This is a genomic window from Maritimibacter sp. 55A14 (genome assembly GCF_003122205.1).
GTDB lineage: Bacteria > Pseudomonadota > Alphaproteobacteria > Rhodobacterales > Rhodobacteraceae > QEYE01.
In genome coordinates this window covers 28,787-40,700 of sequence record NZ_QEYE01000027.1, presented here as the reverse complement: position 1 = coordinate 40,700, position 11,914 = coordinate 28,787, and the positions used below count along the sequence as shown (strand labels likewise).

Sequence of the window (11,914 nt, the reverse complement as noted above, 5' to 3'; positions counted from 1 at the left end):
CCGCACCCCGCTGGCCCGATACGGCTGCGCTGTGTGATGGCTACACCGTATCGGGCCAGCTACCCATGCCCAAAGGGGGGTCATTTTTGGACGCCTATAGGAGGTCAATATTGGATGCCGTTTGACACGCGGCGCCCGTGGCGCGGACGGGCGCCTCCGGCGGGGATATTTGGAGCAAGAAGAAAATGGCGGTTCCACTTGACCCGGGCAGGTCGAGCGGGAAAAAGGGCGCCATGACGCCGTTCCGCTACAGCCCGCCCGACCTGCCGCTGGAGGTGATCCATCACGACCATCACCTGCTTCTGGCCAACAAGCCCTCGGGGCTGCTGTCGGTGCCGGGCAAGGGGCCGGAGATGGCCGATTGCCTGCTGGCGCGGGTCCAGGCGGCCTTTCCCGAGGCACTGCTGGTGCATCGGCTCGATCTCGACACGTCGGGCGTGATGGTCTTCGCGCTGACGCCCGAGGCGCAGCGCCATCTGGGGCTTCAGTTCGAGCGCCGCCATATGCGCAAGGGCTATGTCGCGCGGGTGGCCGGGCACGTGGCGGAGAAGACCGGCAGTGTCGATCTGCCGCTGATCGTGGACTGGCCGAACCGGCCGCGCCAGAAGGTGGACCGCGAAGCGGGCAAGCCGGCGCTGACCGAATGGCGGGTGATGCGGCGCGAGGCGGCGGCGACACGGGTGCGGCTTTACCCGCGCACCGGGCGCAGCCATCAGCTCAGGGTCCACATGCTGGCGATGGGCCACCCGATCCTGGGCGATCCGCTTTATGCCACGGGGCCGGCGCTGACGGCGGCGCCGCGGCTGCAGCTCCATTCCGAGAGCCTGCGGTTGCGCCATCCCGATGGCGGCATCGGCATGACCTTCAAGGCGCGCTGTCCGTTCTAGAGGTCAAGCGCCAGGCGGCGCCCCTCATGAAAGGCGAAGGGCGCGAGCCGTGGCGCCACGCAATCGCCGATCATGCGGATATCGAGATCGGCCAGGTCCGCCGAAAGCGGGTCGAAGGCGCGGTTGGTGGTGGACATGACCAGCGCCGTGGCGGCGATGCGCGTTTCCGATCCGTCGAGCAGGTTGCGCAGCGTCGCGCCGTCGCCATGCCAGCGGGTGACGAGGTGCTCGGGCAGCAGGGTCGCGCCCAGCCGCGCGAGCCGCTGGCGAAGCGGCAGGTCGGCGGAGGTCCGCGCGATCCCGGCCCCCACCATCGGGTCCGGCGTGACAAGGGTCACGCGGTGGCCCTGCTCGGCCAGGTGCCACGCTGTGCCGCAGCCGCGCCAGTGGCCGCCCTCGTCATAGACGATCACCGCCTCGCCCAACCTCGCCTCGCGCCGCATCACCGCCTCGGGCGAGAAGACGCGGCCGGCCTCCAGCCCCGGCAGGCGGTCGGCCTCGGGCATCCAGCGCTGGATGCCGTTCTCGTCGGGCAGCGAGCCGGTGGCCAGCACAACCACATCCGCCGCGGCGGCGCGGATCTCGTCGGCCTCCAGGAAGGCGTGGCGGCGCAGCCGGACCTGGAGCCGCTCGAACTGGCGCTCGTACCAGTCGAGAAGGTCGAGGATCTGGGCGCGGCGCGGCTGCATCCCGGCCAGCCGGAACTGGCCGCCGGTCTCGCCCGAGGCCTCGGCGATCTCCACCGAATGGCCGCGTTCGGCGGCCACGCGCGCGGCTTCCAGCCCGGCGGGCCCGGCGCCGACCACCAGCACCCGGCGCGGCGTCTCGGCGGGGGTGAAACGGTCGCCGCCCCATTCGTGCTCGCGCCCCGCGGACGGGTTCACGAGGCAGGAAATCCAGTAGTCGCGCGACCGGCGCCCCCAGCACATCTGGTTGCAGGAGATGCAGCCGCGCACGTCGCCCGCGCGGCCCTCGGCGGTCTTGCGCGCCAGGTGCGGATCGGCGATCTGGCCGCGCACGATCGACACCAGATCGGCCTCGCCCGCGGCGATCACCGCCTCGGCGTTGTCGGGCGTGCGGATATGGCTCTCGGACTGCACCCTGGCATGGGTCAGCGCCGATTTCAGCGCCGCCGTGGCCGGCGTCGTCAGCTTCTCGCCATGCACGAAGGTCGGCATCAGCCGGTCGAAATCGAGATAGCCGCCGGAGCCGCAGGTGACATAGTCCAGATGCCCGGTCGCATCGTGGACCGCGACCGCCTCGGCCAGTGCCTCGATGCCCAGCGTCACGTCGTAGCTGTCGGAATGGCTGACGGCGAGGCCGATGACGAAATCCTCGCCGCAGGCGGCGCGGATGCGTTCCAGGATGGTCCGCGAGAACCGTGTGCGGTTCTCAAGGCTGCCGCCCCAGCGGTCGTCGCGGCGGTTGGACCAGGGGGTCCAGAACTGGTCGAGCAGCGAATGGTAGGCGGCCCAGATCTCGACCCCGTCGAATCCTGCTTCACGGCAGCGTCGGGCCGCCTGAACGAAGCCCTCGACGATCTCGCCGATCTCGGCCTCGGTCATGGCGTGGCTGCCGTCGCTGTCATGGTAGGAGGGTCCGCCCGACGGTCCCCAATGCGGCGCGAAGCTCAGGTCGGAATCGCCGTGCTGGCCGACATGGTAGAGCTGTTGCAGCACCACCGCGCCGGCCTCCTTCACCGGCTCCACGATCTTGCGGAAGGCCGGGATCACCGCGTCGTCGGAATGCCGGAAATTGCCCCGCGTCAGAACGCCCGTGCGGTGGACCGGCATCGGCTCGGCCACGATCATCGCCGCGCCGCCCAGCGCGCGTTCCAGCAGATAGGCGCCGAATTGCGGGCCCGGAAGGCCGTCGCGGGCCATGTTGGCGGTATGCGCCCCGAAGGTGATGCGGTTGCGCAGCGTGTGGCCGCGCAGCGTGAGCGGGGACATCAGGCGGGGGTGGTCGGTCATCGGGCGGTTCCTCCTTCGGACGGGCCCAGCCTAGACGGGAGGCACGCCAGTCCAAAAGCGTGGCCGCGACATCGGGGCGTCGTTTGCTGCCCGGCGCATTGCATCAGTATATGTGATGTTATGACTATCAATCATTCATTTCACTAATCTTGCGCGTGCCCCTATCTCCTCACCAGCACACCCTAAACGATGGAGAGAGACATGGCACATATCGCATCCACCGGCCTTCGCGGCCCGAACAACTCGGCGTTCCTGCTGCGCGCGGCGGCGCTTGTCGCCCTGGGCATCGCGGTTGGCGGCGCACTGAGCGAGGCGCCCGATACCACCTCTGGACCGGAAATTTCCCGCAGCGCGGCGGATCCGCTGGCGGCCGAGGACTGGCACGGCAATGTGCGCCGGTCCCAGTGGGGCGCGGCGGCCCGGTAACGGGCGCGCTCAGCGTTCCGGGTTGGCCGGGCGGTCCAGGGTCCAGTCATAGGTGCCGCTGTCGCGCTCCTGGACCGCCTGTTTCCAGCCCGCGGTTTCGGCGCGGCGCTTGAAGGCCATGCCTTCGGGCGAATGCCGGGTGATCCCGTCGAAGATCGTGGCGAGGCGCTGGGTCTCGTTGAGGCCCATCGCCTCGATCGCCTGGTTGATCACCATTTTCTGCATCGCAAGCTGGTTGACCGGCACCGAGCACATGCGGGCGGCCAGCGCGTCCACCTCGGCGTCGAGCGCCGCCTCCGGCACCGCTTTCAGCACCAGCCCCATCGCCGCGGCCTCCGCCCCGGAGATGCGGTCGCCGGTGAACATCATCCGCTTGGCCTTCTCCGCGCCCAGCCGGTAGACCCACATCGCCGTGGTCGGGCAGCCCCAGACGCGCGTCGGCATGTAGCCGATCTCGGCGGTATCTTCCATGACGACGAAATCGCAGCAGAGCGCGATGTCGGACCCGCCCGCCACGGCATAGCCATGCACCTTGCAGATCACCGGCTTCAGCGCCCGCCAGAGCGACATGAAATGCTGGTTGTTGGCCCACATGAAACGATAATCCTGCACCGGGTCCCAGGGCATGTCCTGGGTCAGGGGATTGTCCTTCTGCTGCGCGTAATGGGCCAGGTCGTAGCCGGCGCAGAACGCCTCGCCCGCGCCGGCGAGGACGATCACATGCACCTCCGGGTCGGCCTCGGCGCGGGCCACCGCCGCCGAGAGCGCGCCGGGCAGGTCGTCATCGATGGCGTTCAGCACCTCGGGCCGGTTCAGTGTGATGCGCGCGATGCGCCCGTCGCGGGCATAGAGGACCTTGTCCTGCGGCGATGCGCCCGGTGCGCTCATGCGTCCTCGCCCCAGCCGCTGACGGCCTTGACCTCCAGGAAATCCTCGATCCCCCAGACGCCGCCTTCGCGCCCGTTGCCCGACGCCTTGACGCCGCCGAAGGGGCTGCCGGCGCCCCGCGGCTGGCCGTTCATCTCGACCATGCCCGAACGCAACCGCCGCGCCACGCGGTTGCGGCGCGCGCCGTCGGTGCTCTGGACATAGTTGGTCAGCCCGTAGGGCGTGTCATTGGCGATGGCGACGGCCTCGTCCTCGCTGTCGAAGGGGATCATCGACAGGACCGGGCCGAAGATCTCCTCCTGCGCGATGGTCATGTCGTTCTGGACATCGGCAAAGACGGTGGGACGCACGAAATAGCCGCGGTTCACGCCCTTCGGCCGGCCCAGCCCGCCCGCGATCAGCCGCGCGCCCTCATCCATGCCCTTCTGGATCAGGCCCTGCACCTTGTCGAACTGCGCCTGGCTGACCAGCGGGCCGATATGCCGCCCGGACTGGTCCGCGGGGCCGACCTGGGTTCTCTCGGCGGTGTCGCGGGCGATCTCCACCGCATCGTCGTAGATCGAGCGTTCCACCAGCATCCGGGTGGGCGCGTTGCACGACTGGCCGGTATTGTTGAAGCAGTGGATCACGCCGCGCTTCACGGCCTTCTCGTCGGCATCCGCGAAGATCAGGTTGGCGCCCTTGCCGCCCAGTTCCAGATGCACGCGCTTGAGCGTGTCGGCCGCGTTCTTCGAGATCGCAACACCCGCGCGCGCCGACCCGGTGAAGGAGACCATGTTGACATAGGGGTGCCCCGAGAGCCGCGTGCCCACGCCCGCACCGTCGCCGTTCACCAGGTTGAAGACGCCTTGCGGGACATCGGCGCGGTCGATGATTTCGGCGAAGAGATGCGCCGAAAGCGGCGCGATCTCGGAGGGTTTGAGCACCATCGTACAGCCCGCCGACAGCGCCGCGATCACCTTCAGCGTGATCTGGTTCATCGGCCAGTTCCATGGCGTGATGAGCGCGCAGACGCCCACGGGTTCATAAAGGATGCGGTCGTTGGGGGCATGCTCCCCCAGCATCCGCTCGAACTGGAAATTCTTCGCGGCGCGGATGAAATTCTTGATGTGCCCGGTCCCGGCGCCGACCTGCTGGGCGCGCGCCATGTCGATGGGGGCGCCCATCTCCAGGCTGATCGCCTGCGCCATGTCCTCGGCCCGCGCCTGGTATTCTTCCAGAATGCGCTCGATATAGCCGATGCGCTCATCCGGGGGCATCGGCGCCCACCATTGCAGCGCGTCGCGCGCCGCGGCCACCGCGTCATCGACGTCGAGCGCGCCGCCCAGCGAAATCACCGCACAAGGCTCCTCGGTGGAGGGGTTGATGACCTCGAAATCTCTGCCTGCCTCCGGGTCGGTCCACATCCCGTCGATATAGAACTGGCGCTTGTCGAGCATTTCGGTCTCTCCGTGAAACTGGATTTGCGCGCAGAGTGTCACCGCCGCCGGCAAACCGCAAGACGAGGGGCTGACAAGTCCGCTGCCAGGGTACAGATTAGAGATGTTACCTCGACAGGGCTTTCAAAGGGAGACAGGAAGATGGGACTCCGGATCAACGATACTGCGCCGGACTTCACCGCCGAGACGACCGAAGGGAAGATCAGCTTTCACGACTGGATCGGCGACGGCTATGCGATTCTGTTCTCGCACCCCAAGGATTTCACCCCGGTCTGCACCACGGAACTGGGCGCGATGGCCGGAATGATCGACGAGTTCGCCAAGCGCAACGCCAAGATCATCGGCATCTCGGTCGATCCGGTCGATGACCACAAGCGCTGGAAATCCGACATCAAGGCGGTGACCGGCAACGATGTCAGCTATCCGCTGATCGGCGATCCGAACCTTGAGGTTGCCAAGCTCTACGACATGCTGCCGGCCGGCGAAGGCGGCACCTCGGAGGGGCGCACGCCCGCCGACAACGCGACCGTGCGCACCGTGTTCATCATCGGCCCGGACAAGAAGGTGAAACTCGCGCTCACCTATCCGATGACGACGGGGCGGAATTTCGACGAGATCCTGCGCGCGCTCGACTCGATCCGGCTGACCGCCGAGCATCAGGTGGCCACGCCGGCCAACTGGAAGCGGGGCGAGGACGTGATCATCACGCCAGCGGTCTCCAACGAGGACGCAAAGCAGCGCTTCGGCGAATACGAGACAGTGCTGCCCTATCTGCGCAAGACCAAGATGCCGACCTGACAGGCGGCGCGGCCCCCGCAGGCATCCGCGGGGGCCTCAGCCATCGGCGGCCAGCCTGAGCCCGCTGAACTGCCAGCGTTTCTCGGGCTGGAAGAAGTTGCGGTAAGTGGCGCGCACATGGCCCGGCGGCGTCGCACAGGAGCCGCCGCGCAGTACATATTGCCCGTTCATGAACTTGCCGTTGTATTCGCCGACCGCGCCTTCGGCCACCCGGAAGCCCGGATAGGGCGCGAAGGGGCTGGCCGTCCATTCCCAGACATCGCCGTAAAGCTGCGCCAGCCCGCCACCGTTTGCCGGCGCGGGCCGCAGCCGGCCGCTGTCGAGCATGTTGCCCTCGGGCGCGACGCCGTGCGCCGCGCGTTCCCATTCGAACTCGGTGGGCAGCCGGCACCCGGCGAAGGCGGCGAAGGCGTCGGCCTCGAAATAGCTGACATGCGTGACCGGGGCGGCGGGGTCCACCGGCTGCGGGCCGCGCAGCGTCATCGTCCACCGTTCATCGTCGCGCCGGTACCAGTAGAACGGCGCCTGCCAGCCCTCGGCCTGTACCGTGGCCCAGCCGTCCGACAGCCAGAGCGCCGGCGTGGCGTAGCCGCCGCCCTCGATGAAGGCGATCCATTCGCCGTTGGTGACGGCGCGCGAGGCCAGGCGGAACGGCTCCAGCCAGTGCTTGTGGCGCGGACCCTCGCAATCGAAGGCGAAGCCGCCGCCGTCATGGCCGAACGCCTCCAGCCCGCCATTGAAAGCGATCCAGTCGAGCGGCTCGGCTCCGGTTTCGGACACGCCCAGCGGCTCGGACGGGCGGAAGGCGGGCCGCAGCGGGTTCTGCGCGAAGAGGTGCAGGATATCGGTCTGCATCAGTTCCTGATGCTGTTCCTCATGGTTGATGCCCAGTTCGGTCAGTTCCAGAACCTCCGGCGCGGGGGCGCTCTCCAGAAGCTGCGCCATCGCCGCGTCCACATGGGCGCGGTAGTCCATCACCTCCGCCAGCGTGGGGCGCGTGATCATGCCGCGGCGGGGGCGCGGATGTCGGCTGCCCAGCGCCTCGTAATAGGAATTGTAGAGATAGGGGAACCGGTCGTCATGGCGGGTGTAGCCGGGCAGATGCTCCGCCAGGATCATTGTCTCGAAGAACCATGTCGTATGCGCCAGGTGCCATTTCGCGGGGCTCGCGTCCTCCATCGACTGCACGGTGGCGTCCGCGTCGCTGAGCCCCTCCGCCAGCCAGAGGCTACGCTCCCGCGTCACGGGCAGCCGGTCGCGCAGGGCCGTTTCGGGGGACGGGGCGGGCTGCGGGCGGGACCGGTCTCGGGCATGGGGCCTCCTGAAGCGATATGGCGCGTATGCGCCGGAACCTAGGCCGATTGACTGTCCGCGCAACCCCGCCACGGCACGGGCGCCCCGAGCGCCGCGCGACCCGATCGAGACCGCCCATGGCGGCACGACGAAAAAGGCCCCGGCGTTTCCGCCGGGGCCCCTGAGTTCCACTTCAAGCGCCGATCACGCGTCTTCGGTGATCTCTTCGCCGGTTTCCTGGTCGACCATCTTCATGCCCAGCCGGACCTTGCCGCGGTCGTCAAAGCCCAGGAGCTTGACCTTCACCTCCTGGCCCTCCGACAGTACGTCGGAGGGATGCTTCAGGCGTTCGCGCGCGATCTGGCTGACATGCACCAGCCCGTCGCGCTTGCCGAAGAAGTTCACGAAGGCGCCAAAATCGACGATCTTGACCACCTTGCCCGTGTAGATCTGGCCTTCTTCCGGCTCCGCCACGATCGCGTGGATCATGTCATGAGCGCGCTTGATCGCGTCGGCATCGGCAGAGGCGATCTTGATGATCCCCTCGTCGTTGATGTCGACCTTGGCGCCGGAGGTTTCCACGATCTCGCGGATCACCTTGCCGCCCGAGCCAATCACTTCGCGGATCTTGTCGGTGGCGATCTGCATGGTCTCGATCTTCGGCGCATATTCCGAGAATGATCCGGCCTCGCTCAGCGCCTTGGACATCTCGTCCAGGATGTGATGGCGCGCGTCCTTGGCCTGCGCCAGCGCCTGTTTCATGATCGCCGGCGTGATGCCCGCCACCTTGATGTCCATCTGCAGCGAGGTGATCCCGGCCTCGGTGCCCGCCACCTTGAAGTCCATGTCGCCGAGATGGTCCTCGTCGCCCAGGATGTCGGTGAGCACGGCGAACTGGCCGTCCTCTTCCAGGATCAGGCCCATCGCGATGCCCGCCACCGCCGATTTCAGCGGCACGCCCGCATCCATCATGCTCAGCGAGGAGCCGCAGACCGTGGCCATCGAGGAGGAGCCGTTCGACTCCGTGATCTCGGAGACGAGCCGGATCGTGTAGGGGAAGTCGGTCGCCGGCGGCAGCACCGCCTGAAGCGCCCGCCAGGCCAGTTTCCCATGCCCGATCTCGCGCCGTCCCGGAGGGCCGACACGCCCCGCTTCGCCGACCGAGTAGGGCGGGAAGTTGTAGTGCAGCAGGAAGTTGGAGCGCGAGTTGCCGTGCAGCGCGTCGATGATCTGCTCGTCCTCGCCGGTGCCCAGCGTGGTGACCACCAGCGACTGCGTCTCGCCGCGGGTGAAGAGCGCCGAGCCGTGGGTGCGCGGCAGGATACCGGCCTCCGACACGATGGGCCGCACGGTGGTGCGGTCGCGCCCGTCGATGCGCGCGCTGCCCGCGATGATGTCGCCGCGCAGGACCGAGGATTCGAGCTTCTTGAACGCGGCGCCGAGATTGGCGTCTTCCAGCTCTTCCTCGCCAAGCTGCGCCTTGACGGCCTCGCGCGCCGCGGCGATCGCGGTCGTGCGTTCCTGCTTGTCGCGGATCGCGAAGGCCGCGCGCATGTCGGCCTCGCCCAGCGTCTTCACCCGTTCGCAGAGCGCGCTGTAATCCGGCGGCTGGAAGTCGAAGGGCTCCTTCGCGGCATCCTCGGCCATGTCGATGATCATGTCGATCACCGGCTGAATCGCGTCATGGCCGAACTGGACCGCGCCCAGCATCTCGTCTTCCGAAAGCTCGTAGGCTTCGGATTCGACCATCATCACCGCGTCCTTGGTGCCCGCGACAATAAGATCGAGCCGCTGCTCGGGGTTGGAACGCAGGTTCTGCATGTCGTCCACGGCCGGGTTGAGCACATAGTCGCCATCGGCGAAGCCCACACGGCAGCCCGCGATAGGGCCGAGGAACGGGATGCCCGACAGGGTCAGCGCCGCGGAGGTCGCGATCATCGCGACCACGTCCGGGTCGTTCTCCAGATCGTGGCTCAGCACGGTGCACATCACCAGCGTTTCGTTCTTGAAGCCCGGCACGAAGAGCGGGCGGATCGGCCGGTCGATCAGGCGCGCGGTCAGCGTCTCCTTCTCGGACGGGCGCGCCTCGCGCTTGAAGAAGCCGCCGGGCACCTTGCCCGCGGCATAGTATTTTTCCTGGTAATGGACAGTCAGCGGGAAGAAGGGCAGGTCCGGCCGCGGTTCCTTGTTGAAGGTTACGGCGGCCATCACGCTGGTCTCGCCCAGCGTGGCGACGACGCAGCCATCGGCCTGACGCGCGATCTTGCCGGTCTCCAGGGTCAGCGTCTCGCCGCCCCATTCGATTTCTCTTTTGACGATATTGAACATCTGTTTTCCTGTCTTGGGCGCGGGGACCCTCCCCGGCCTCTCGTGTCGTACGGGCCGTATGCCCGTGGCTTCATGGGGGTTTTGCGTTCCTGCCCACCCCGAGAAGCCCGGCGGGGGAGGCTGCGGTTGAGGCGGCGGCCCGAAGCCGGGCCGGCGCTGTCGTGAAAACGAAGACGCGCCCCGGAGGGCGCGGCTCGGTGTCTCCTCAGCGGCGGATGCCCAGGCGCTGGATGAGATCGCGGTAGCGCGCCTCGTCCTTGCCGCGCAGGTAGTCCAGCAGCTTGCGGCGCTGGGCGACGAGTTTCAGAAGCCCACGGCGGGAATGGTTGTCCTTCTTGTGGGTCTTGAAATGCTCGGTCAGCGTCGAGATGCGCGAGGTCAGGATCGCCACCTGGACTTCCGGCGAACCGGTGTCGCCGTCCTTGGTGCCATATTCCTTGATCAGCGATTGCTTCACATCGGCAGTGATCGACATCGGGGTCTCCTTTCGGATTGTCTATGGCGCGAGCCGGGATGTCGTCCAGCAGGGCCCGTGGAGAAAACCCGCCCGGTGCCCGGACGGATGGGGCCATATAGGGGAATTGCCCCGAAATGAAAAGCGGAAATCCGGCTATTCGGCCGCCTCGATCTGCTCGGCGATCTGCTTCGCCCACTCACCGATCACCGGCAGGAAGTCGATCTGCGAGAGCAGGAAGACCGCGATCGAGACCAGGATCGTCGCACCCATGACCGAGCCCAGCCCGAATGCCATGCCGCGGGCGAAGTTGAAGCCCAGCAGTTTCGGCAGGTTGTTGTGCATCCGCACGAATCGGTGCCGGTTGAGCCGCTGCAACTCGCCGCGAAGGGCGGCGAGTTCCTCGGCCAGCCGCGCGTCGCTGTCCTGATCCTGTGCCATCGGCGGCTCCGTACCTTTTTGCCGGGCAAGCCTGTCGGATGCGCGGCGCCGGGTCAATCTGGCGCGCATCGCGGCTCAGCCCCCGCCCGGAAAGGCCGGCGCCAGCGCGGCCAGCACGGCCTCGGGCGCTTCCTCCATGGCGAAATGCCCGCAGCCGGAGACCGGCAGGCCGGTGACTTCCCGCGCCCAGCGCCGCCAGATGCCCAGCGGATCGCCGGTCTGCGCGGGAAAGCCGCCCTCGGCCCAGACGTAATGCAGCGGCGCCTCGATGCGGCGCCCGGCATCGCGGTCGGCGCGGTCCAGGTCGCGGTCGATACCGGCCCCGGCGCGGTAATCGGCGCACATCGCGGCGACGCGCGCGGGATCGCTTGCCTGCCGGCGATAGGCTTCCAGCGCGGCGGGCGCGAAGGCGTCGAGTGTCCTGGACGCGGTCCAGCTTGCCAGCGTCCAGTCGATATAGGCCACCGGGTCGGCACCGATCATCCGCTCGGGCAGCGGGGCGGGCTGTGCCAGAAAGGTCCAGTGATAGGCCTTCAGCGCCAGTTCCGCGGTCCAGGCGTCCCAGAAGTCGGCCGTCGGGACGATCTCGATAATGCCAAGCCGCCGGATGCGCTCGGGCATGTCCAGCGCCATGCGATAGGCCACCCGCGCGCCCCGGTCATGACCGATCAGGTCGGTGCGCTCCATCCCCAGCGCATCCATCAGCCCGGCGACGTCGCGGGCCATTTCGCGCTTGGAATAGGTGCGGTGGTCGGTGTCGTCGGCGGGCGCGTCGCTCTGACCATAGCCGCGCAGGTCGGGCACGATCACCCGGTAGCGGCGCGCCAGTTCGGGCGCCACCCGCGCCCAGCACATGTGGTTCTGCGGATAGCCGTGCAGCAGGATGAGCGGCGCGCCCTCCCCGCCCTCATGCACCGACAATCGAATGCCGTTCGTCTCGACGAAACGCTGCTGGAACCCGGCGATTCCGGACATGGCTTTCCCCCT

The 11,914-nt window shown here is 67.8% G+C and carries 11 protein-coding genes; 3 read left to right on the top strand and 8 right to left on the bottom strand.

Going from position 1 to position 11,914, the window contains the following annotated elements:
• The first annotated feature begins 233 nt into the window (after positions 1-233).
• Positions 234-887 (top strand): pseudouridine synthase, encoded by a 654-nt coding sequence (locus DDZ14_RS17305; RefSeq protein WP_109426228.1) that lies wholly within the window; start codon positions 234-236, stop codon positions 885-887.
• On the opposite strand, the gene DDZ14_RS17300 is transcribed toward DDZ14_RS17305, so the two are convergent.
• Entirely contained in the window at positions 884-2,860 is a 1,977-nt protein-coding gene (locus DDZ14_RS17300; protein WP_109426227.1) for an FAD-dependent oxidoreductase, read from the bottom strand. The two genes, DDZ14_RS17305 and DDZ14_RS17300, sit on opposite strands and share 4 nt — an antisense overlap.
• A 201-nt stretch (positions 2,861-3,061) precedes the next feature.
• Here DDZ14_RS17300 and DDZ14_RS17295 point away from each other — a divergent pair, with 201 nt between their 5' ends.
• A complete protein-coding gene (locus tag DDZ14_RS17295) occupies positions 3,062-3,286 on the top strand; it encodes a hypothetical protein (protein ID WP_109426226.1) in 225 nt (74 codons plus the stop codon).
• A 9-nt stretch (positions 3,287-3,295) separates the two neighbouring features.
• On the opposite strand, the gene DDZ14_RS17290 is transcribed toward DDZ14_RS17295, so the two are convergent.
• Together DDZ14_RS17290 and DDZ14_RS17285 are read right to left on the bottom strand one after the other, a co-directional pair.
• Positions 3,296-4,174, bottom strand: a complete 879-nt coding sequence (locus tag DDZ14_RS17290) for a crotonase/enoyl-CoA hydratase family protein (protein WP_109426225.1) — start codon at positions 4,172-4,174, stop codon at positions 3,296-3,298.
• Positions 4,171-5,613: an aldehyde dehydrogenase family protein gene (locus tag DDZ14_RS17285; protein WP_109426237.1), complete on the bottom strand. Its 1,443-nt coding sequence runs from the start codon at positions 5,611-5,613 to the stop codon at positions 4,171-4,173. Before DDZ14_RS17285 ends, DDZ14_RS17290 begins: the two co-directional genes overlap by 4 nt.
• Positions 5,614-5,754: 141 nt before the next feature.
• Here DDZ14_RS17285 and DDZ14_RS17280 point away from each other — a divergent pair, with 141 nt between their 5' ends.
• Positions 5,755-6,411 (top strand): peroxiredoxin, encoded by a 657-nt coding sequence (locus DDZ14_RS17280; RefSeq protein WP_109426224.1) that lies wholly within the window; start codon positions 5,755-5,757, stop codon positions 6,409-6,411.
• 36 nt (positions 6,412-6,447) lie between these two features.
• On the opposite strand, the gene egtB is transcribed toward DDZ14_RS17280, so the two are convergent.
• The 5 genes from egtB to DDZ14_RS17255 form a co-directional block, all read right to left on the bottom strand.
• On the bottom strand, positions 6,448-7,656 hold the full coding sequence (gene egtB / locus DDZ14_RS17275) for an ergothioneine biosynthesis protein EgtB (protein ID WP_233252631.1): 1,209 nt from the start codon (positions 7,654-7,656) through the stop codon (positions 6,448-6,450).
• Between the two features lie 252 nt (positions 7,657-7,908).
• Positions 7,909-10,032 (bottom strand): polyribonucleotide nucleotidyltransferase, encoded by a 2,124-nt coding sequence (pnp, locus tag DDZ14_RS17270; protein WP_109426223.1) that lies wholly within the window; start codon positions 10,030-10,032, stop codon positions 7,909-7,911.
• 205 nt (positions 10,033-10,237) lie between these two features.
• Positions 10,238-10,507, bottom strand: coding sequence for a 30S ribosomal protein S15 (gene rpsO / locus DDZ14_RS17265; RefSeq protein ID WP_109426222.1), 270 nt, complete (start codon positions 10,505-10,507; stop codon positions 10,238-10,240).
• Between the two features lie 135 nt (positions 10,508-10,642).
• The gene (locus DDZ14_RS17260) at positions 10,643-10,927 is read right to left on the bottom strand and encodes a DUF5665 domain-containing protein (RefSeq protein WP_109426221.1); all 285 of its coding nucleotides are present in this window, start codon (positions 10,925-10,927) and stop codon (positions 10,643-10,645) included.
• 75 nt (positions 10,928-11,002) lie between these two features.
• A complete protein-coding gene (locus tag DDZ14_RS17255; RefSeq protein ID WP_109426220.1) occupies positions 11,003-11,902 on the bottom strand; it encodes an alpha/beta fold hydrolase in 900 nt (299 codons plus the stop codon).
• Between the last annotated feature and the right edge of the window lie 12 nt (positions 11,903-11,914).